Origin of the sequence: Brevundimonas sp. SL130, assembly GCF_026625805.1 — a bacterium.
GTDB lineage: Bacteria > Pseudomonadota > Alphaproteobacteria > Caulobacterales > Caulobacteraceae > Brevundimonas.
The window spans coordinates 1,506,921-1,525,888 of the sequence record NZ_CP113064.1 but is presented as its reverse complement, the minus strand read 5'-3'; the positions used below and the strand labels follow the sequence as shown (position 1 = coordinate 1,525,888).

Below are 18,968 nucleotides of genomic sequence, written 5' to 3'. Positions count from 1 at the left end.
CGTATATAGTTTCATTAGATGAAATCGGGATTATCTCAGCCTTGTCCGTTGCCGATCTTAACCTACTGTCCGTCCTCGACATTCTGTTGGAAGAACGGAGCGTCACCCGCTCGGCGGAGCGGCTTGGCATCAGCGCGCCATCGGTCAGCCGGGTGCTCGCACGCTTACGCCAAGTCACAGGCGACCCCTTACTTGTGCGCGCCGGACGCGACCTGGTGCCGACCGCGCGGGCGCTGGAACTGCACGACGATGTGCATCGAGTGGTCGAGGACGCAGCTGCCCTGCTGCGCCCCGCAACGCTCGATCTTGCCGCACTGGAGCGGCGCTTCACGGTGCGCGCCAATGATAGTTTCGTGGGAGCGTTCGCGGGCCGCCTGCTGGCGCGCCTACGCACCGAAGCTCCCTTGGTCGAACTGCGCTTCGCGCCAGAAGGCGAGAGCGACGACGACGCTCTACGTGAGGGTCGGATCGACCTCGATATCGGCGCCCTTCGCGAGATGGGGCCGGAAGTGCGTATTCAGACTGTGTTTCGCGATCATTTCGTCGGCATGGCGCGGGCCGATCATCCGATCTTCGATGCACCGATCACGCCCGAATGCTTCTGCCAATATGACCAGATCAGTTCCTCTAGGCGTGGACGAGCGCACGGTCCAGTCGACAAGGCGTTGGCCGATCTCGAACTGAAACGCCGTGTCGTATTGATCGTGCCATTCCCGAAGACGGCACTTGCCGCGCTACCCGATACTGACCTAATTGCGCCGGTGCCAAACCACGTCCGCCGTTCTGTCGAGGCGATGGGTACGCACCTGCGAGCCTTCGATCTCCCGTTAACGCTCGAACCAGTCGTAATTGGGCAGGCTTGGCATCCCCGCTTCGATAAGGACGCTGGACATCAATTCCTACGGCAAGCGGTAAGAGAGATTTGCGGCAGCCTTTGATGTCTCGGAGCCGTCATAGCCCCAATCCTCGCTGCCGCCCCATCTGCCATGACACCGATCCGCCCTGAACGATCCCCGTCACCTCCTTGCCGAGCTGCCGGTCGATCACTGGTCGCCACGGGACCAGCGTGAACTCGTGGCTTTTCTCGACGATGGCGAACTTGCCCCTGGTGAGTTGGACGGTTCCGGTGAAGTTGCCACTGACCGTTTCGCCATCGCCCGCCGCGCGGAAAGGCATCGGCTTCGTCGCCGCCAGTTCCGCCCCGGCACGGGCGACCTCGCGCGCCTCCAGCATCGATAGAAGATCGCGGCGATAGAGGACGCGGCCGTTCTGTTGGCGGGTGGCGTCGCCTTGCTCAATCAACCGCTCCCGACGACGATCCATTGCCTGACTGACCTCTTGTCCGAACCCGGCGGGCGCGATGTCGGAGGGGCCGCGCCCGACCAGTCGCCGGTCCAGCCAGGTCGCCCCGTCCGAACCGATCTGCTTCTCCAGATCCAAGGTGGAGAGGACGCGGATGTTGAGCTGACGAACTTGTCCAGCATCATGGGCGGCGACGCGGGCCTCGAAGTCCTGCGGGATGCGCCACTGGTCGGCGTCGATGCGTTCGACGATACCGGCGCGGCGCAGCGCCTCCAGACGGCGCACATGGGCATCGACGAACCCCTCATAGTCGCCACCGGGCACACGGCCGTCGAAGCGGGCCTGCTCCAGATGGCGGCTCGGCCGATAGATGCCGTCCTCGGCTATGCCGACGATCGCGCGGTCGGCCGGGCGCGGACCGGCGTCGGTCGCGCCGATCTCAATGACGCTGCCGATGCGGGCGTCCGCCGCCTTCGCCTGATCGACACCGGAGACGTGATGCGTGCAGCCGTCGATGCCGTCGATAACCAGCGTCAGGTTCTCGCCCAGCTCGTCGGTGAGGTGCTTGTCGATCACGCGGCCAACGATCGGCGTCGCGGGCGCGGCGTCGTGGATCTGGAAGCTCATCGGATCGCGGTCATGGCCCTCGGTGCGCATGGCCTTCTGCATGGTGCGCACGATGTCGCCACGCTCGCCCATCTCGCGCAGCGTCGGCGCCAGCCGGTCGCTGAGTTCCCAGACGCCGGGTGACTGCTCTGTGGCCAGCCCCATCTTCTCCAGCTTGCCAAGACGGCGGATGCGAAGGGTCCGGTCCTCCTGGCCGCGCAGATCGTCGGGCGCATGGCGCAGGTCGAGCCGTCCATCCTCGGCGACCTCGTTCAGGATCGCCCGGTCGATGCGGGTGAAGCGGTCCTGATCGATCTCGGCGGTCAGCTTGCGGCGCTGCTCGATCTCGGTGACGGGGCCGAGTTCCAGCGTCGCCAGCTCGCTTGCCCGTTCGCGGATGCCACCCGCGAGATAGTCGCCGTTGATGACCAGATCCTCGCCGAGATCGTCGCGGCCGTTGACGATGACATGGACATGCGGATGGCCAGTGTTGAAGTGATTGACCGCCAACCAGTCGAGCTTGGTGCCGAGGTCGGCTTCGAGCTGGCGCATCAGGTCACGGGTATGGCCGGTCAGGTCTTCGATCTCAGTGGCGTCTTCCGGCGAGACGATGAAGCGGAACTGGTGTCGGTCGTCCTTGCCGCGATCGAGGAAGGCGTCGCCATCGGCGCGATCCTCGGTGGCCGAATAGAGCCGGCCGCGCTCGCCGTCGCGCGAGGTGCCGTCGCGCTGGATGTAGCGCAGATGGGCGGCGGCCTTGCCGCTCTTGCCCGCCGCACGGACGGAGCGTGATTTGACGATGACACGGCGGCTGCCGGGCTGGCGATGGCTCCAGGCGTTCGACAGGTTGCGCGAGCGGACGAAGGCCGCGCCGCGTCCGCGCTTGACGCCCCGGCCGGACGCAACCGCGCCGTTGCGGCCCGGCTTGCCGGAGGCTCCGCCGCCGCGCGAGACCCGCCCGGAAGCCGCGCCCTGCTGGCGGGCGATCTTCCGGACCTTGGTGATGAAGCTCTTCGCCTGGCCGGCCTTCGACGCATCGGAGCGGATGCGGCCGGGCCTCGGCCGGAAGCGGTTGTCGTCGTCGGCGCTCATCGACGGCACCCCGCCCGAAACCGCCGATTTCGGCGAAGAGTGCCGCGAATAACGTGGCAAATACTGGCTTTACCGCGCCTCGCGGCACCATGCAGGCCCGGCGACGGTGCCGTCCCAAACAGTGTGCAGACAAGGGCTTGGCCCCCGGATCGGACCCATGGGGTGCCGTCCGCTTTAATCTTGCCCTCGTAATTGGCGCTTCTTTCGCTGGTCTTTTCGCCATCGTCGTTTCTCCTTCTGGTTACGAAGATATACGCTTTTCTTCTCGGTATCACGCGGCTGCCTCCAGTCTTCGAGTTCCGATGCGCCTTGCACTCGTCCGCGCTCTGCGACGGGGTTTTTCGGCTGCACTTCGGCAGCGCCCGAACCGTCGCGGCGCAATTTTCCATCAGACTGACGGAGCATCGTCACAGGCACTCGGGCGCGGTCCGGCCGTCTTTCGATCGGTGCGGCCGCAGGCAAGATATCGTGCGTTCCGTCGTTGATGGTCTGCATCGGTCCTCATCCGCCGGAGCGGAGCTCGTGTGTTCAAATGGCGTCCGTCACTTCACGGACGCGATGCGTTTCGACTGCCGCCGGGCGGGTCATGCGTGTGCTCCCAGATGCTTGCGCACCTTGACCTGCGCGCGCCGGGCGGCGTCGTTCTCGGCTTCCGCCGAGTCACCGACATAGAAGGTTCCGTCGCTCCACATGGCGTGCATGATCACCGCCAGTTTGCGCGCCACCGCCACCACCGCCTTGCGGTGGCAGGAGCGTTTGGCGATCTGCTGGCCCCACGTCTTGACCTTGTCCTTGCCCTTGAAGCGGGTCATCAGGCCGGACGCCGCCTCGTAGAGCGCGCGCCTGACATCGGCGTCACCAGCCTTCGAGATGCGCCCCTTCACGTTGATCGACGTACCCGACTGCCATCGTCGCGACGTCAGGCCGAAGTACGCCGCCACGTCGCGCGAGCGGCGGAAGCGCGAGGGATCGTCGATCGCCGTCATGACGCTGAGCGCCGTCACCGGCCCGACGCCGGGGATCGCCATGAAGCGCCGGCACAACTCGCTTTGCGCCACCATCTTCACGACCAGATCGTGCAGCCGGCAATATTCCTTCCACAGCGCCGCGCGCGCCGTCAGCATGGCGTCCATCAGCTCGCTGGACAGCGGATCGTCCGCCACCGCCTCGCGCACGGCCTGGTCGAACTTGCCGCGCGAGGTGCCGCCGAGTTTGATCCCGAAGCTCTTGAGCGAATGCCGGACGGCGTTCTCCAGATCGAGGAACTTGCGCTTCAGGTTGCGTCGGTGTGTCAGCAAAAGCCGCATCCGGTAGCAGCTTTCCGTCTTCACGTGCGCGGCGCGGAACCAGCCGGTGCGCATGATATGGGCGATGCCGAGCGCGTCCTTCTCGTCGGTCTTGTTGCGCTGCGCCGACATCGCCGCGCGCACGTGCTTCGTCTCCAGGCAGATCGCCGGCAGGCCGAGCTTTTTCAGTTCCGGATGCAGCCACGGCGACAGCGACCCCGCCTCGTGGCCGACGCGCCGCAGCCGCGCCGCGAACGGCTTGAGCACCGCCGCCAGCGCCTCCGGCTCGGTCGCGACCTTGACCGTCAGATGCACCTCGCCGCGGTCGTCGACGACGCACACCGCCGTCTCCTCGATCGCGACATCCAGTCCGCAAAAATACTCCATCATCCGCCTCCTGCGTGGTTTGACGGAGGGCAATGTATCAGCGCCGGGCGCTTCGGCCGGAGCCGCAGTCGCGACCTGCCGATTACGGGCGGCACTCCCGCCTTCCTACCCCTTCTGCCCCTCCTGACGCTGATTCAGCCTGATCCCGCACACTCCCCCTGCACACTGGAAAGGACCGCCGGGCGCACCCAACCGCCACGCTCATCGCGGCACTCCCGTTTCCGCGCGGGCGACGAACAGACCGCCCGACTGCGGCACGATCGGCGAGACATCCCGCACATGGATTGCAGCCGGAGTATCGCCGGATCGTGCATCGAGCTGCACAGCATCGGCGGACGATGTGCGATCGGCCTGCACGACGAACAGCGGCGCGCGGGTCCACGACAACGGATCGGCCACGGCCACCGCAACCGGGCCGGTGATCTCGCCGCCGCCGATCAGCGGTGCGAGTGTGGCGACATAGGCGCGGGTTTCGGCTGGCAATGGACGGCCCGCGAGATGCTCTTCGTATCGACCGGGACCGGCATTGTAGGCGGCCAGAAACCCCGGCGATCCGTAACGGTCATGCAACTCGCGCAAGTATGCCGCGCCCGCCAGGATGTTGTCGCGCGGATCGTAGGGATCTCCGCCGAGCCGATGGCGGGCACGAAGGTCTGCCCAGGTCGCCGGCATGATCTGCATCAGACCCATCGCGCCCTTGGACGAGATCGCCCGCACCTCATTGGCGCTTTCGACGCGCATGACTGCCCTGATCCACGCCGCCGGAATGCCGAACCGCTGCGCCGCCTCGGCGATATGGCCGACGTAAGGATCGGTCTGGGATGGACGTTGAACCGGCTCGGGCTGCGCCTGACAGGGCAGCGGTATCGCGACGGCGAGCACGGCGGAAAACAGAAGGACCGCCGATCGGACGGGCATCCTGTCTCCGCAACGACGCCAGCCTGCCAGCGTGCTCGCTGCGGTCAAGGGTTCGCGCACAGCGCCGATCTTCGATCGCCCTTGACCTTCGCTGCGCGCGCCGGCCGACGGATCGTCGAGCGGGACGAAGGGATGAGACGGCCTGTTCGCGAACAAAGGGATGGGACTTCGACGGGACAGCAGGCGCGCAATTCTGAAGGCATGGCGCATGGGATCACTCCCGCTCGCCGCGCTTGACCGCGCGCGTCCAGTGCAGCGACCAGGCGGCCCCGCCGTCATCGTCGCGGAACAGGTTGGCGCGGATCGGTTGCGGCAAGGCCGGATCGTCGATCAGCAGCGAGATGTATTCGCCGGCGCGCTCGCCGGTGCGTTTCCAGCCCGCGCCGATCTCCGGCCCGTCGTCAGCACCGTGGTGGATGCGATAGTCCGGCGCGTTCTCGGCATCGGACAGCTCGGCCGGAACGATGGTGAGTTCGCGGTAGAGGGTGAACGTGTGGACGCGCCCGACGAAGCCCGTCGTCTCACGGGTAAACTGGCCGATCTGCGGCATGGGAAACTCCTCGATGCTGGGGGTTGGGTGAAAGCCGGCGAGCGCCATGCCCGCCGGGATCTCGGCGATCAGCGCGACGTTGCTGCGGTCTGGGCGCGCCAGACGAAGCGGCCATCGCCGTCCTCGTCGGTGTAGATCGGCGTCGCACGGCCGATGACGGTGCCGACCTTGATCGGGCCGAAGTAGCGGCCGTCGAGGCTGTCGCGGACATCGGCGTTCATTAGGAAGATCTCGTCACCGGCGATGCGGCGGCAGCCGTTCCACACCGGCAGTTCGCGGCCCGAGCGGTCGCGGTCGAGCGCCGTGCCGAGTTCCACGCCATCGACCGTGATCGTGCGGTGGACGCGGCAGACTTCCTGCCCCGGCAGTCCCATGACGCGCTTCAACAGTGGCACGCCGCGGCCGATATAGCCGCGCTCCACCATGAAGTCGGCGAGCGGTTCAGGCGGATCGACTGCGACCAGATCGGTGACGGTCAGGTCGCCGGGCGGATCGATGGCGTAGAGGCCAACCGGCGCGCTGGCGGAGACGTTCCAGACCAGTCGCGTCGGCGTCGGGATGAAGGACGCGATGGCGACGCCCATGATCGAGAAATACGTCACCATCACATAGCCGAAGCGGGTCATGGCGCGACGCTCCGGCGCTTGAGGAACGCCCGGTGCTGGTCGGCGCTGTAGACGCGCGGTTCATGGCCGGCGGTCAGACGGTTGTGGACGTGCCGCCAATGGTCGGGCGAAACATCCTCCGGATCGATGCCGATCGCCTGGATGGCGTCGATGTGGCGGAGCACCTGTTCGACCCTGGGCCAACCGTCGATCTTGAGCAGGATGTCGCCGCCGGGACGGACGAAGGGCAGCGTCTGATAGGGTTCGCCGGGCGCTACCGCGCGCACGACATCAATGCGCGAGATGATCGTGCCGAAGTCGTTCGACGCCCAGCGGACGAAGGCGAAGATCGCACCAGGCCGGAACGCGAAGATGCGCCGCCGCCGGTCGATGATGGTTTCCGCCGCAAGCGGACCGAAGCGAACCCAGTGTTCGATCTTCTTTTCGATATGGATCAGTTCGACATGGGTGAGATTGTCGGAGGGAAGTGCTGACGGCACGGAGCCGCCGCGCACGCGGGGAGCCGCGTTGCCGGTCATGATGGGTCTCCTTCGGTGGGTGGGAATTCGCGCGCGAGCAGCGCGCGCAGCATGTCCGCGACGGTGGCGCCGCGCTGGAAGGCGACGATCTTGATCCGGCCGCGCAGCTCCGGCGTGATGTCGATCGTCAGCCGGGCCGTGAATGCAGCACCGTCTCCCGCTCGGGCCACTGGCTGTTCGCTGGCCCTGATCCAGCTCTCGGGATCGGCGGGACGCGCCGCGAAGCCGCGTTTCGGGGATCGCTCGCTCATCGGGCAATCCTTCCGATGTTGAGGCGGCCGATCTCGGCGGCAAGTGCAGCGATCTCGCGCGCGGCCGGACTGTCGGCGTCGATCTCCGAGGCGAGCCGCCCGGACTGCGCGGCGTCGGCGAAGACGACGCGCTGGCCGATGGTGGCGGCGAGCAAGGGCGGATCATGGTCGGCCAGCGTCTCGGCCGTCTCACGGGCGATGACGGTGCGCGCGCCGCAGCGGTTCAGCACGAAGCGCGCGGCAAGCTCGGGCCGGTAGATGCGCGCCTCCGTCAGCAGCGCCAGCATCTCCGCCGAAGCCCAGCCGTCGAACGGCGACGGCTGCACCGGGATCAGCACGAGATCGGCGGCGAGCAAAGCCGAGCGCATCAGGCCGGCGACGCGCGGCGGGCCGTCGATGACGACGTGATCGACATCGCGCGCCAGTTCGGGCGCTTCCCGGTGCAAGGTGTCGCGGGCCAGGCCGACGACGCCGAAGAGCCGTGGGCAACCCTCCCGCGCCCGCTGCTGCGACCAGTCGAGCGCCGAGCCTTGCGGGTCCGCATCGATCAGGGTGACGCGGCTGCCGGTTTTCGCCCATTCGCCTGCGAGGTGCAGGGCCAGAGTGGTCTTGCCGACACCGCCCTTCTGATTGAGCAGGGCGACGATCATGGCACGCGCCTCGATCGCCCGGCGGCACCGGCACCATGGCTCGCGCCCGCGCGCGTCAAAGAAGAAGAGTTAGATTCTTTATTAGACTCTAAGTTAGCAGTCGGATTCCGCGTTTCGGGCCAGAGGTTTAACTGTGGTTCGTGCGCCTGATGTGCCGATAGGGCTGCGCCTGATGTACCGATACCGTTTGCGCCTGATGTACCGATGGCTTCCACAGCCTTATCCACAGGCACTGTGAATTGTTCGACGGGCCGGATTTGCACCAATTCGCGCCGTCCCTCCCGCCAGATGTCGAGGCGGTATCCGGGCAGCGGCTGGCGGGCGACGATATGGCGGATGTCGAGGGCGAAATCAGACTGCCGTGCCAGGCTGCCGGACTTCTCGTGGAGATGGGCGATCTCGAACAGCCAGCCGTGCGGCTGGCGACCGGCGTGCTTGCGGGCGACGCGGTAGAGCCAGCGTTCGATGCCGCCGGTCAGGCGGAAGTAATCCGGGTCGATGGTGAGAACCAGCGAGCGATCGACGACCCCGTTGTAGAACCATTCGGGCAGGACGAACTCCATGCCCTCCACGCGGCCGTCATGGGTGGTCATCTCCTCCCATTCGTTGATCCAGGAGAATTGCCGCCGTCGCCAATGGACACCGTTGCGGATGGTGGTGGCGACGACGGTGGACTGGAGCCGCGCCAGCGAGGACTTCAGCAACTGGTATTGGCGATTGCCGGTGTCGCGACCGATGCCGCGCAGGAGCTGATACGGCGTGAAGCGGAAGAAGCGCGACGTGCGCAGGCCGTGGTTCTCGGCCTCGACGATCTGGCTGGCCGCCCAGATCAGCACGTCGGCGTCCCAGATGGTCGCCATGCCGTGCTCGGACATACCGAGCACCTGCACCTCGATGTCGGCGGATTTGTAAAGAATGGGTCGAGTGCGGGGCGTCTTCGACAGCGAGAAAAACGGCCTCTCCATCAGGTCGCGCTGGTCGCGTGGACTGGCATCGCCCGTCGCGACGACGAAGGGATCGAGCCGCGCCCGCTCGCTGCCAGCAAGGCGTTGCGCGCGGCGTCCGGCGTCTTGGGAGGAACCGCCCGACATTCAGCGTGCGCCCCGCTCGGCGGGCGTCAGGGGACGCGCGGGGAAAACCCGCTCGGCATCTTTGTCGGTGGTGGATTTGCGAGCGGCGACAGCCGTCCAGGCTTGCAGATCGTCGAGCGCATAGACGACGCGCCCGCCGATCTTGCGATAGGTCGGGCCAGTGCCGTAGGTGCGGTGCTTCTCCAGCGTCCGTAGCGAGATGCCGAGGAAACGCGCCGCATCGGGCGTGCGCAGGAATCGGGGCGGCAGCCCCGTCTTCGGGTCGATCATGATTGGACCTCCGGGTCGGGTTCGGCGGCTGTCGGCGGCGACAGCGGGCTATGGCGAACCGTGGCGGAGGATCGGCGGCTTGCAGCGTGCCGGAATCAGTGGGGTGCGATTCCGGCACCCCGGAGGTGTCGGATCAAGCCGAGGCCAGGTCGCTCCTCAGCGGCGGCGTGGCACGCGAACGGGATAGTGGAGCAACTCGCGATAGCCGCCGCGCATGTAGAACAGGCCATCGGCGACGAGACGCCGGACCTTGTTCTTCAAGGGGCTGACTTCCCAGTCGTTCTTCGACCGGCCACGAAAGCCGAGCAACGCTTCGGCGATGACGCGATAGCTGGCCCCGGCCAGTTTCGCGTCGAGGGCGCGTAGGATCAGGATATGCCGGTCGCGGGTCTGCGTCGGAAGGTCGTGCCGCCGGTCTCCGGGCGGGCGTCCGGCCAAGGCCAGCCAGAAGCGTAACGCCGCTTCGGCGCGCAACTCGAACAGGGTGTCGAGCGGCAGGATGACGACGAAGCCTGTCGGACTTTCGGGCGGCGCGTTCGCAAGCCAGAAGCGATGCTCCCCGCCCGATCCGCGCCAGAGGCCGTGCCATGCTCTGTCGATGGCCGCTCGTGCAGCCAGACCGGGAAGCCCCGGCAGCACGATGGGCATGGCGAAGTCGCCGGGCGGATCGCCTGACGGGCGCAGTTCGAAGGCGTCAGGCTGGAGTGCGGGTGTCCAGAAGAGTGTGGCGCGATCGGCGGGCTGGTCCGGGTCCGCCGCGAAATCGTAACCCCCAGCGGTTGGAGAACGCGGTCTGCGCCTCGGTGTCGTGACTGGGCCTGCGCTTCATGCGATGGAAGTCGCGGCGATACTCGTCGTCGCGGCGGAGATATTCCCAAGCGAAGCCGGCGGCAGGAATGCTCTGAGCATGTCCATAGGCGGCCGGCGCGCGCCAATCGAAACCTGGCATGGCGTCACCTCTTTCTCCCAGCACGCGATCGGCGTTGGAAAGGCGAAGTGTTCACAACTCGAGGTATGTTTTGAACTTGCTGTTATCGGATATGTAGATCGCACAACACGATCAATATTGGTGAATCATTACTTAACATCGCAGATGTGATTTGGCGAGCCGGGCGCAGCCCGGCGAGCAGCGGCCGTGTCATTGACATGGCCGCGCCGACGATCCGATCTCCACGGATCGGCGGAAAATCTGAGGATGTGCGGAACCGGAAAGACGCAAAGCCGTGCAACCGGAAACCCGGCTGCACGGCTCCACGATCATCCACGTTTCAGGCGCTGCATCCCTTCCGCCAGCGTCCACAGCGCCCGGTTCAGTCCGATATTCTGGTCGATGCCGTTGATCGCACGGGTCTGGCTGCGACGAATGCGGCCATCGGCATTGGTGCGGCGGCCGTCCAGCCCGCCGCGTATCATGTTCTCCTGAATGACGTTGAACGTGCTCCACAGGCTTTGCCCAACATCCTCGCGGCGGCGCGGCGCGATGATCTGATCGGAGCGGACGGGGCTTTCGTCCGCGCCATAGCGCGCGACAAGGCTCGCCTCGGCCAGCACGCGCTGTTCGTCCTGCGACAACCGGGTGTCCTTCATCGTCTCCATCGCGTCGATCAGGCGCGGGAAGTCTTCCGCGACCGTATAGACGCCCTCGATAATCTGATCCTGAATGCCGCCCTTGTGGGGGACGCGGACTTCCTCGAAGCGCTCGCCCGCAATCATGCTGTTGGTGCAGACGAAGCGCAGCACGCCAGCGAACATCTGATAGGCCGACGTTCCATCGTGCGAATTAACGATGATGACTTCTGCCGCCTCCGGCTTGCCGATGCCGTCATCGCGGCGCAGGCGCAGCATATGCTTGGCGTGGCCGTGGCGGCTCCCATCGCGCGGCACCGACTGCACGGCGAAGAACGGGAACCATCCTTCCCGGCGCAGCCCCTCCACGATCTCGATGGTGGGAACATAGACATACCGATCCGACCGGCTGTCATGCGCCTCGCGGGCGAAGACGGACGGGACGTGGCGGTAGAGGGCTTCGTTGTCGAGGGCTTCGCGCCCGCTGATCTGGTGAGAATTCCGGCCGAACCGGGTGGCGAGTTGATGATACATTTTCTGTCTCCGTGGGCTTGGGTTGGAGCGCAGCGCTGCGCTGCAACCCTGGCCGTCGCCGAGACCGGGATAGCAAGGTGCAAGGGCGGCCGGGCCGGAGGGGGATCACCCGGCCTGCACGGAACGGAGGAACGACATGGAGGAAGGCCGGGGACAGCGGCCCGGACGAGCGTCAGCGATCCCTTGCACCGCGCGGGGGCAGCGCCCCTAGCCAGACCCGCCCGGCATGAGCGCCAGCGGGCGCCGGGCATCAGGATCTGATCGGGATGTGCAAAGCCTGAAATCCGCACACCCTGATTGCCGTGTGATAAACGGTGACCTCTGCTAGGGAGTTGGTCCATCCTTGCGCATGGCTTCAATGAAGACGCGCATCTTTGGCGGCGCATCCTGCAATGCCCGCAGGATCAGGATCGGCGAAGCTTCCTGTGTCGGCTCATCGAAGAGCATGACCAGCCGCCCTGCCGCGATATCCGACGCGACAACCCAATTCGGCAGCATGGCCAAGCCGACTCCGGATAGTGCGGCCTGCCGTTGTGCCTCGAACTCGTCGCAGCGGAAAACACGGGCACTGTCGGTCAGGTCGATTCCCGCGCTCGCGATGCGGGACCAGCCGATATCGGGCAGCTCGCGCGCCTTGCCGATCCTTCTGTGGTCCGCGACAGCCTCAATCCTTGCCGGCCGCCCATGGCGATCGAGATAAGACGGAGCCGCGCAGATCATCCAACGTTGGCTGCCGATGCGGGTTGCGATCAAGCCGCTGTCTACCTGATCGCCGATACGGATCGCGACATCGCAGCGCTCGGTGGCGGGATCGGACAGACGTTCGGTCAGGTCGAGTTCGATGCCGAGATCCGGCCAAGTTTCGAGAAGGTTCGCCACAATCGGCAGCACATGAAGACGGCCAAAGGTCGGCAGGCAACTGACACGCAAGACACCAGTGGGGCTTTCATCGAGGGCACCGATCTCCGATCGCGCATCGATCAGGCGGTTGATGACGTCCTGCGCGCGGCCGAGCAGCTTCGTGCCGGCATCGGTGAGCGTCAAAGCGCGCGTGGATCGGACGAAGAGCTTTGCCTGGAGATCGGCTTCCAGCGCGTCGATCCTGCGGACGATGGAGGATACGGCGACACCGCGTTTGCGCGCCACAGCCGAAAAACTGCCGCGGCCGGCGACCTCGACGAACAGTTCCAGGTGAGCAGCATAACGGGCAAAATCCATCTTTGCATAATACGCAAGAATGTTGAGCGATGAAAGGCGATTATCGGCGAGTGCCCAAAGGCGTAGACACGGCCATCCTCTTCGTCCGAGACCCGCCCATGTCATCCTTCGCCGATCGCAAGGATCAGGCGGCCGATCCGCTGTCTCCGGCCACCATCTTTCTGATGGCCACCGCCTGCGCTTTCGCCGTCGCGACCCTCTATTACAATCAACCGCTCCTACCCGAGATGGGCGCAAGCTTTGGCCGATCCGGTTCCGATGCGGGCTTCCTCGCCACGGCGACCCAGCTCGGTTATGCAGGCGGGCTCGTCCTGTTTGTGCCGTTGGGCGACAGGATCGACCGCAAACGGCTGATCCTGACCTTGCTTGCATTCAACATGGTAAGCCTCCTTGCGGTTACCTTTGCCCCGACTTTCTCGGCGCTAATCGCGGCCAGTGTCGCCGTTGGCCTGACCGCGGTGACGGCGCAGATCATCATTCCCGCCATCTCGGGACTGGCCGCGCCGGACGTTCGCGGGCGTGTCGTCGGCTCTCTTCTGTCTGGCCTGTCGGCGGGACTCTTGTTCGCGAGAACGCTGTCCGGCGTCGTCGGCGGGCACGCAGGCTGGCGAACCATGTTTCTGGTCGCGGTCGGGATCGACGCCGTGCTGATGGTGATCGTGGTCTTGCGGCTGCCCCGAACCCCGCCCAGCACGACGCTATCCTACCGGTCTCTGCTGTCTTCGCTTGGCGGCCTGATCCTCAGGGAGCCTGTCCTGCGCGTCGCCTGCCTGACCGGTTTCCTGATGTTCGCGGCGTTCTCGGCCCTATGGGGATCGCTTGCGGCTCTGCTCGCCGAAGAACCCTACCATTTCGGCCCGGACATGGCGGGGGCCTTCGGCTTCGTCGGCATTGCAGGGCTGCTGGCTTCGCCGTGGATTGGCCGGGCTGTGGATCGGCTCGGCAATCGTCTGGTACTCCGGTTCGGAGCGCTGACGGTGCTGGCTGCGTTTCTGCTGGCCATCGAAGCCGGTGCACATATCGGCTTCCTCATCGCGGCGATGATCCTGCTTGACATCGGCAATCGCGCTGGCCTCGTCGCGAACCAGAGTCGCATCTACGCCTTGGCTGGCGAGGCGCGAAGCCGATTAAATACGGTTTTCATGACCAGCTATTTTCTTGGTGGAGCGACGGGCGCCGGCGTCGCGGCCCATCTCACACAACGCTTCGGATGGCACGGGCTGGCCGCGACCGGGATCGTCTTCGCCCTATGCGCTTCGATGGCCGCGCTCGCCGCGAAGCGATCGCGTTGCCTATGAGGAATAAGCGTGTTGAGATGGCATAAGGCGAAAGCTGGAGAGGAAAGAAGCCCAGGCCATGATGCACTTGCCCGCATCCCTCTGGTGTCTTTGCGCCATGCGCTTGCCGCCGCGGAGTATCTGAACTTCCGCCACGCGGCGAATTTTCTAGGCGTCAGCCAGTCGGGCGTCAGCGCGCGTATCAAGGCTTTGGAACAGGAACTCGGGATTGTTCTGTTCGAGCGGCGGCATCGTGGTGTCCGGCTCACGGAGGCCGGGCGCATCTTCGTCGCGGAGATCGCAGTCGGGATCGAGCAACTGGACCATGCGATCAAGATAGCGGGCGTGGTCTCGACCGGAACGGTCGGGCGTCTGTCCATTGGTCTGCATTCCTCGATCGCATCGGGTTTCCTTGCTGATCTGCGAGGTCGGTTCCGCGAGACGTATCCGAATATCGAACACGTCATCGTCGAGGGGCGCTCCGCCCAAACGATCAGCCAGGTTCGCGACGGCAAACTCGACATCGCTTTCGTCATGGGCACGACGGACCTTCCCGACTGCCATTCGCGCATATTGTGGAGCGAGGCGTTTGTCATCGCGCTGCCGATCCAGCATCCCTTGACGGCACGCGACCACATTCTCTGGTCGGATCTCGCGCCGGAGATCTTCCTTGTTCGGCACGGCTGTGCGGGACCGCAGCTCCAGGACCATATTGTCCGCCGTCTTTCGGAGCGTGAGAAAACGCCGCATATCCGCCGCTGCGATGTTGGCCGCGATACGCTGATGCATCTAGTCGCCTCGGGTGATGGCGTCACGCTGACAACCGAATCCGCCAGTCGCGTTCCGTTTCCCGGCGTCGTGTTTCGCCCGATTGCCGACGAGGCCGAACAGGCAAGGTTCAGCGCCATCTGGTCGCCGCACAATCGCAGCCCGGCACTCAAGAACCTGCTCGATCTCGCCACCGAGATGAGTCGCTTTGCGCGTCCACCTGAAATCCGCACATCCTGATCTCCGTATTGCCTGACAGGCGGTGACGGCCATGACCGTGACGAAGCCCCGCTCGGGTGAGCGGGGCTTGCGGATGTGTCCGGCCTCAGTCGCTGTTGCGGCGGGACCAGATGAGGTTGTGGGCCTCACCGTCCTCGCCCTCGACCAGGCTGGCGTAGATCGGTGCGGGGAAGCTCGGATCGTCCAGCTTGACGGAGAGGTATTCGCGCTGCGTCTCGCGGGCCGTCTTCTTCCAGGCCGCGCCGAATTCGGTGGCGCCGGCGAAGATGCGGAAGTCGGGGCCGCGCTCGCTGTCGCCCTCGGTGGCGACGAACTTGGCCTTGACGTTGAGGGTCAGAGTCTTGACCGCGCCGGTGAAGCCCGCGCCGTTGTCGTTCTTGGTGAAGGTGCCGATGGTCGCCATGGTCTCGTTCCTTTTCGCATCCGGCCGCGCCTATCGCGACCTCGATGGTGGTCGCGCGACCGGGGACGATCGGCCCCGCACCTGTAAGGCTGGAACGCAGTGGAGGACGGATGATGACGGCTTTTTTGCTTCGCGATGCAAAGCCGCAGGCGGCGGAAAAAAGCTGGCGACGGACGTTGCGGGAAGACGAGCGAGGCGCAGCCGGTCTTCGGTCAGACCCAATCCATTCGAGGACGCCGTGGGCGTGGCTGGCCGGGAAATCCAAGGAACACGACACTGGTGGCGGTCGGTCTTCGGGCCAGACATGCAAAACGGTGGTGAACCTCCGGTCGCATCAATCTTCCCCTGACCTTCGACGGCAAGGCCCGACCATCGTCCACGGCCACACCGGAGCGCCTCCCGATCCTCATCTTCGTCGCAGCACCGACGTCGGCATGCCGGAGACGATCACCCGCCAGAGCAACGTGACCGTTCTCGTCAACGGGCGATCCAGGATTCCACGCGCGCAACCCGGCCGTGAGGTGTCGATGCCGAGAACGGAGAGGCCACCGTCACGGTCTTGCCGCTGGCACTGTGGCCAGTCATTGCCATGCCCTCGCGCACCCGAGCGGGGCTTCATCATCGAAAGGGCCGCCGACCGCCGCTCTTCGCGTTAGCGATTGAAGCCGAATGGCGGAAACGCGCCCTCGGCGTGGTTCCGGCGTAGCCGAAAGCGCGGCCCGCAGGGCAACGCCATAACGCCGACAGGCTCTCTACCCGCCCACACACCGTATTGACATTGTGGATACGCTCCATCATATTGCCGGTCATGACAAAGGCTCGCGCGTCCTCTCCCGAACGATTGCGTCCTGCGACCATCGCGGTTGCGGAGCGGCCCATGTCGTCTGAACCCAAAGGCAGCATCAATCTGCGCATCGAGTCGCATACGCGCCAGCTCATCGACGATGCGGCGGCGATCCTGGGCAAGACGCGCACCGAGTTTATGGTCGACAGTGCACGCTCACTGGCGATCGACGTGCTCTTGGATCAGCGCCTGTTCGTGCTGGATTCCGATCGGTATGACGCCTTCGTCCATGCGCTTGACAATCCCCCGGCGCCCGGACCCAAGCTGCGTGCGCTGTTGCGTCGAGTTCCGGCATGGGAAACGTAACCCCTGATCCCGAGCATCCGCAAACGAAGCTCTCGGCCCCGGTTCCTCTGACGACGAACCATGACCTGACGGACTTCGATTGCGGCGAGCCGGTCCTGAACGACTGGCTGAAGCATCGGGCGCTGAAGAACGAAAGCCGGTTCTCCCGGACCTATGTCGTCTGTGACGGCAATGCGGTGGTCGCCTATTTCTGCATCGCCGCCGGGTCGGTGGAACGGACGGCTGCGCCGGGCAAGGTCCGGCGCAATGCACCTGACGTTATTCCTGTTTCGGTGATCGGGCGTCTGGCGGTCAGCCGTGCCTATGCCGGTCGGGGCCTAGGCGCGGATATCCTGTCGGATGCCCTGCGCCGCATCGCGGTCGCATCTCAGAGCATCGGGATCGGCGCGGTGCTGGTGCAGGCGAAGGATGACAACGCGAAGCGCTTCTACATGGCCTGTGCCGAATTCACCGAATATCCGGCGGACAGCCGCACCCTGTTTCTGCCCATCGAAACGGTGATCGCAGCGTTCAGCTAGATTGGGAGACGGTCGCGATGGGCGAAGCCAAGCGAAAGAGGCAGCAGCAACAATCGGCCTGGCCGCGCTCGGACGGCTTTCGGGGCATCATCGACCTGCACGCGCTCCCGCCGGTCGCCGCTATCAATGGCGCGCGCATTCGCGCGCTCACGGGTGACGTGGCGATCCCCGACGACGCACAGATTATTCTTCGCGCGTTCCGGGCCGTGGTCGGCGAGCGCAGCTTCCATGTCGGCTTCTGTCTCGGCGATGGCGAGAGTTTCAGCGCGATCGGGATCGCGGTCATCGACCGGCTGATGATGGAAGCGCCTGGCGCGGCGCTTCATGTCGTGCCCGTCGTTCATGGCGAAATCGCATGGGACATCGTGCTGCGGCACCTGCGCAGTTTCACCGGGCAGGTTCTGCTCTTCGCCTTTCCGGATTCGGATATTTACGACGCCGGCACCGCCGAGGTTTCCTATTCGCAGGACATCCGGCAGTTCGACGCGGACGGTACGCCGCTGGGACGGCTGACGGCGGCCCAGCGCCGCAAGATTCGCGAGCGGAAGGCGGCAATTCTCGACCGTCCGCCGCCGCCGCCCTTCTATGCGACAACCGGCATCGCCCAGGAGGAGTCGCCGTGGATATTCCGATTGGCGACGCCCGCCGGAAAGGTTATCCGCACGGCGGTGTGGAACGGGCGGCGTGACTATGCCCATGAGTTTCCGGCAGAGATCACGCGCTGGGTCGGTGGCGACAGGATCGCCATCGTTCAGGTGGATAGCCCGGTCGGGATCAATCGCCGCTCCTCGCTCGATCTGACACACCATCTCGCCAAGGATTTCGACGGGGTCATCCATTGGGCGCGCGACACCGAGACGTTCCAGTCGATCCTCACATCCTTCATCCGGCTCGATCTGGATTCGATCAGCCCGCCGGACCTTCCCGAAGGCTGGGAGCCGGAGATCACGATACTGGCGGCGAATGGGCGGTGATCGATGAAGAGGGACGACTGCGAAACCGCGATCCGGCACCTGTGCCATCAAAGGCGCAAGGAAAGCGGACTGGCAGACCTGCCACCCGATCAACTTAGCTTCTCGACCTTTCTGTCATGGGTCCGGCAGAACTATTCGTCCTATCTCGATTTCCGGACCACCACGTCCGTTTCTTATGATGTCGAGATGTGGTTCGATGACGAGTTCAGGGAGAACTGGCGCCGGTAGGCCACCGTCGCGACGTTTCGCCTATTCGGCGCGAGCGAGCGCCACGCCCGCCAATCGCAATACCGCCGACGTGCCGACGAAGCCTCCTGCCATGATGCAGAAGATTTGCCGCCACACCTCGGACGGCACGGCCTCGCCAGTGACACCGTGGACAAGCGCATAGCCCGCAACGGCGGCGGGCGCGGCGAAGACCAGCGCCACGATCAGGCGCAGGACCGGCGAGCGCAGCGAGGCGAAGGCGAACACCAGCAGGCCATAGGCTGCGGCCCCGGCGACGAGGCCGACGAGGCCCGCGCCGATCAGGCCGGAGCCGGTGGCGTAGGCGAAGCGCGCCGCTTCGACGCCGAGCATGAAGGGCAGCGCATAGACGGCGAGCGTATAGGCGAGAACGCACAGTCCCGCGATCAAGGCCACGCTCATCAACATCACGGCGATCATGATGGGTCTCCATAGCGTCGATGACGGTGGCCGTCATCGGACAGTCGAGGTCAGCCGGTCGCGCGGTGAACACCGCGCGACCGGAGTTTCGGGGGTGTCGGACGGAC

General features: G+C 65.4%; 22 protein-coding genes and 1 pseudogene. 6 read left to right on the top strand and 17 right to left on the bottom strand.

The window, feature by feature from the left end:
* Window positions 1–41: 41 nt before the first annotated feature.
* The gene (locus OU998_RS07605) at window positions 42–938 is read left to right on the top strand and encodes a LysR family transcriptional regulator (RefSeq protein WP_267516351.1); all 897 of its coding nucleotides are present in this window, start codon (window positions 42–44) and stop codon (window positions 936–938) included.
* A 13-nt stretch (window positions 939–951) separates the two neighbouring features.
* On the opposite strand, the gene OU998_RS07600 is transcribed toward OU998_RS07605, so the two are convergent.
* The 15 genes and pseudogenes from OU998_RS07600 to OU998_RS07535 form a co-directional block, all read right to left on the bottom strand.
* Window positions 952–2,460, bottom strand: coding sequence for a DUF3363 domain-containing protein (locus OU998_RS07600; RefSeq protein WP_420709834.1), 1,509 nt, complete (start codon window positions 2,458–2,460; stop codon window positions 952–954).
* A 714-nt stretch (window positions 2,461–3,174) separates the two neighbouring features.
* Window positions 3,175–3,495 (bottom strand): hypothetical protein, encoded by a 321-nt coding sequence (locus OU998_RS07595; RefSeq protein WP_267516348.1) that lies wholly within the window; start codon window positions 3,493–3,495, stop codon window positions 3,175–3,177.
* Window positions 3,496–3,584: 89 nt separating this feature from the next.
* A complete protein-coding gene (locus tag OU998_RS07590; RefSeq protein ID WP_324287988.1) occupies window positions 3,585–4,673 on the bottom strand; it encodes an IS110 family transposase in 1,089 nt (362 codons plus the stop codon).
* Between the two features lie 201 nt (window positions 4,674–4,874).
* Window positions 4,875–5,801, bottom strand: coding sequence for a lytic transglycosylase domain-containing protein (locus OU998_RS07585; protein ID WP_267516347.1), 927 nt, complete (start codon window positions 5,799–5,801; stop codon window positions 4,875–4,877).
* Window positions 5,802–5,805: 4 nt separating this feature from the next.
* Entirely contained in the window at window positions 5,806–6,141 is a 336-nt protein-coding gene (locus OU998_RS07580; RefSeq protein ID WP_324287987.1) for a DUF736 domain-containing protein, read from the bottom strand.
* Between the two features lie 68 nt (window positions 6,142–6,209).
* Window positions 6,210–6,767, bottom strand: a complete 558-nt coding sequence (locus OU998_RS07575; protein WP_267516345.1) for a S26 family signal peptidase — start codon at window positions 6,765–6,767, stop codon at window positions 6,210–6,212.
* Window positions 6,764–7,285 carry a DUF2840 domain-containing protein gene (locus OU998_RS07570; protein WP_267516344.1) on the bottom strand — a complete coding sequence of 174 codons (522 nt, stop codon included), beginning with the start codon at window positions 7,283–7,285 and terminating at the stop codon, window positions 6,764–6,766. The genes OU998_RS07575 and OU998_RS07570 overlap by 4 nt, the downstream gene beginning before the upstream one ends.
* Entirely contained in the window at window positions 7,282–7,536 is a 255-nt protein-coding gene (locus OU998_RS07565; protein WP_267516343.1) for a hypothetical protein, read from the bottom strand. The genes OU998_RS07570 and OU998_RS07565 overlap by 4 nt, the downstream gene beginning before the upstream one ends.
* Window positions 7,533–8,186, bottom strand: a complete 654-nt coding sequence (gene parA, locus OU998_RS07560; protein WP_267516340.1) for a ParA family partition ATPase — start codon at window positions 8,184–8,186, stop codon at window positions 7,533–7,535. The genes OU998_RS07565 and parA overlap by 4 nt, the downstream gene beginning before the upstream one ends.
* 245 nt (window positions 8,187–8,431) lie before the next feature.
* Window positions 8,432–9,277, bottom strand: a pseudogene (locus OU998_RS07555) (replication initiator protein A); the annotation flags it as partial.
* Window positions 9,278–9,547 carry a helix-turn-helix transcriptional regulator gene (locus tag OU998_RS07550; RefSeq protein WP_267516338.1) on the bottom strand — a complete coding sequence of 90 codons (270 nt, stop codon included), beginning with the start codon at window positions 9,545–9,547 and terminating at the stop codon, window positions 9,278–9,280.
* 156 nt (window positions 9,548–9,703) lie between these two features.
* Window positions 9,704–10,195 (bottom strand): DUF2285 domain-containing protein, encoded by a 492-nt coding sequence (locus OU998_RS07545; RefSeq protein ID WP_267516335.1) that lies wholly within the window; start codon window positions 10,193–10,195, stop codon window positions 9,704–9,706.
* A gap of 46 nt (window positions 10,196–10,241) precedes the next feature.
* Window positions 10,242–10,496: a transcriptional regulator domain-containing protein gene (locus OU998_RS17065; protein ID WP_420709818.1), complete on the bottom strand. Its 255-nt coding sequence runs from the start codon at window positions 10,494–10,496 to the stop codon at window positions 10,242–10,244.
* Between the two features lie 308 nt (window positions 10,497–10,804).
* Window positions 10,805–11,647 carry a DUF932 domain-containing protein gene (locus OU998_RS07540; RefSeq protein ID WP_267516333.1) on the bottom strand — a complete coding sequence of 281 codons (843 nt, stop codon included), beginning with the start codon at window positions 11,645–11,647 and terminating at the stop codon, window positions 10,805–10,807.
* 324 nt (window positions 11,648–11,971) lie between these two features.
* Window positions 11,972–12,865, bottom strand: coding sequence for a LysR family transcriptional regulator (locus OU998_RS07535; protein ID WP_267516331.1), 894 nt, complete (start codon window positions 12,863–12,865; stop codon window positions 11,972–11,974).
* A 98-nt stretch (window positions 12,866–12,963) separates the two neighbouring features.
* Between OU998_RS07535 and OU998_RS07530 the strand changes: the two genes are divergently transcribed.
* Both OU998_RS07530 and OU998_RS07525 read left to right on the top strand, forming a co-directional pair.
* Window positions 12,964–14,163: an MFS transporter gene (locus OU998_RS07530; protein ID WP_267516329.1), complete on the top strand. Its 1,200-nt coding sequence runs from the start codon at window positions 12,964–12,966 to the stop codon at window positions 14,161–14,163.
* A gap of 12 nt (window positions 14,164–14,175) precedes the next feature.
* Window positions 14,176–15,150 (top strand): LysR family transcriptional regulator, encoded by a 975-nt coding sequence (locus tag OU998_RS07525; RefSeq protein ID WP_267516328.1) that lies wholly within the window; start codon window positions 14,176–14,178, stop codon window positions 15,148–15,150.
* A gap of 85 nt (window positions 15,151–15,235) precedes the next feature.
* Here OU998_RS07525 and OU998_RS07520 read toward each other — a convergent pair whose 3' ends face one another.
* The gene (locus OU998_RS07520) at window positions 15,236–15,553 is read right to left on the bottom strand and encodes a DUF736 domain-containing protein (protein ID WP_267516326.1); all 318 of its coding nucleotides are present in this window, start codon (window positions 15,551–15,553) and stop codon (window positions 15,236–15,238) included.
* An 877-nt stretch (window positions 15,554–16,430) separates the two neighbouring features.
* Between OU998_RS07520 and OU998_RS07515 the strand changes: the two genes are divergently transcribed.
* From OU998_RS07515 to OU998_RS07505, 3 genes are read left to right on the top strand one after another with little or no spacing between them, the layout of a single operon-like run.
* Window positions 16,431–16,703 (top strand): DUF1778 domain-containing protein, encoded by a 273-nt coding sequence (locus OU998_RS07515; protein WP_267516324.1) that lies wholly within the window; start codon window positions 16,431–16,433, stop codon window positions 16,701–16,703.
* Window positions 16,691–17,221 (top strand): GNAT family N-acetyltransferase, encoded by a 531-nt coding sequence (locus OU998_RS07510; RefSeq protein WP_267516322.1) that lies wholly within the window; start codon window positions 16,691–16,693, stop codon window positions 17,219–17,221. Before OU998_RS07515 ends, OU998_RS07510 begins: the two co-directional genes overlap by 13 nt.
* A 17-nt stretch (window positions 17,222–17,238) precedes the next feature.
* Complete coding sequence (locus OU998_RS07505; protein WP_267516320.1) at window positions 17,239–18,195, top strand: hypothetical protein; 957 nt, start codon at window positions 17,239–17,241, stop codon at window positions 18,193–18,195.
* 249 nt (window positions 18,196–18,444) lie between these two features.
* Here the strand turns inward: OU998_RS07505 and OU998_RS07500 are convergent, their stop codons facing one another.
* Window positions 18,445–18,861, bottom strand: a complete 417-nt coding sequence (locus tag OU998_RS07500) for a hypothetical protein (protein WP_267516318.1) — start codon at window positions 18,859–18,861, stop codon at window positions 18,445–18,447.
* Window positions 18,862–18,968 lie beyond the last annotated feature (107 nt).

What these genes read in the sequence shown, in the direction of transcription:
- OU998_RS07600 (WP_420709834.1), bottom strand. Translation starts at nt 2,460, where the DNA reads ATGCGCCAGCTCGAAGCCGACCTCGGCACCAAGCTCGACTGGTTGGCG.
- OU998_RS07595 (WP_267516348.1), bottom strand. Translation starts at nt 3,495, where the DNA reads ATGCAGACCATCAACGACGGAACGCACGATATCTTGCCTGCGGCCGCA.
- OU998_RS07590 (WP_324287988.1), bottom strand. Translation starts at nt 4,673, where the DNA reads ATGGAGTATTTTTGCGGACTGGATGTCGCGATCGAGGAGACGGCGGTG.
- OU998_RS07585 (WP_267516347.1), bottom strand. Translation starts at nt 5,801, where the DNA reads ATGCGCCATGCCTTCAGAATTGCGCGCCTGCTGTCCCGTCGAAGTCCC.
- OU998_RS07580 (WP_324287987.1), bottom strand. Translation starts at nt 6,141, where the DNA reads ATGCCGCAGATCGGCCAGTTTACCCGTGAGACGACGGGCTTCGTCGGG.
- OU998_RS07575 (WP_267516345.1), bottom strand. Translation starts at nt 6,767, where the DNA reads ATGACCCGCTTCGGCTATGTGATGGTGACGTATTTCTCGATCATGGGC.
- OU998_RS07570 (WP_267516344.1), bottom strand. Translation starts at nt 7,285, where the DNA reads ATGACCGGCAACGCGGCTCCCCGCGTGCGCGGCGGCTCCGTGCCGTCA.
- OU998_RS07565 (WP_267516343.1), bottom strand. Translation starts at nt 7,536, where the DNA reads ATGAGCGAGCGATCCCCGAAACGCGGCTTCGCGGCGCGTCCCGCCGAT.
- parA (WP_267516340.1), bottom strand. Translation starts at nt 8,186, where the DNA reads ATGATCGTCGCCCTGCTCAATCAGAAGGGCGGTGTCGGCAAGACCACT.
- OU998_RS07550 (WP_267516338.1), bottom strand. Translation starts at nt 9,547, where the DNA reads ATGATCGACCCGAAGACGGGGCTGCCGCCCCGATTCCTGCGCACGCCC.
- OU998_RS07545 (WP_267516335.1), bottom strand. Translation starts at nt 10,195, where the DNA reads ATGCCCATCGTGCTGCCGGGGCTTCCCGGTCTGGCTGCACGAGCGGCC.
- OU998_RS17065 (WP_420709818.1), bottom strand. Translation starts at nt 10,496, where the DNA reads ATGCCAGGTTTCGATTGGCGCGCGCCGGCCGCCTATGGACATGCTCAG.
- OU998_RS07540 (WP_267516333.1), bottom strand. Translation starts at nt 11,647, where the DNA reads ATGTATCATCAACTCGCCACCCGGTTCGGCCGGAATTCTCACCAGATC.
- OU998_RS07535 (WP_267516331.1), bottom strand. Translation starts at nt 12,865, where the DNA reads ATGGATTTTGCCCGTTATGCTGCTCACCTGGAACTGTTCGTCGAGGTC.
- OU998_RS07530 (WP_267516329.1), top strand. Translation starts at nt 12,964, where the DNA reads ATGTCATCCTTCGCCGATCGCAAGGATCAGGCGGCCGATCCGCTGTCT.
- OU998_RS07520 (WP_267516326.1), bottom strand. Translation starts at nt 15,553, where the DNA reads ATGGCGACCATCGGCACCTTCACCAAGAACGACAACGGCGCGGGCTTC.
- OU998_RS07515 (WP_267516324.1), top strand. Translation starts at nt 16,431, where the DNA reads ATGTCGTCTGAACCCAAAGGCAGCATCAATCTGCGCATCGAGTCGCAT.
- OU998_RS07510 (WP_267516322.1), top strand. Translation starts at nt 16,691, where the DNA reads ATGGGAAACGTAACCCCTGATCCCGAGCATCCGCAAACGAAGCTCTCG.
- OU998_RS07505 (WP_267516320.1), top strand. Translation starts at nt 17,239, where the DNA reads ATGGGCGAAGCCAAGCGAAAGAGGCAGCAGCAACAATCGGCCTGGCCG.
- OU998_RS07500 (WP_267516318.1), bottom strand. Translation starts at nt 18,861, where the DNA reads ATGATCGCCGTGATGTTGATGAGCGTGGCCTTGATCGCGGGACTGTGC.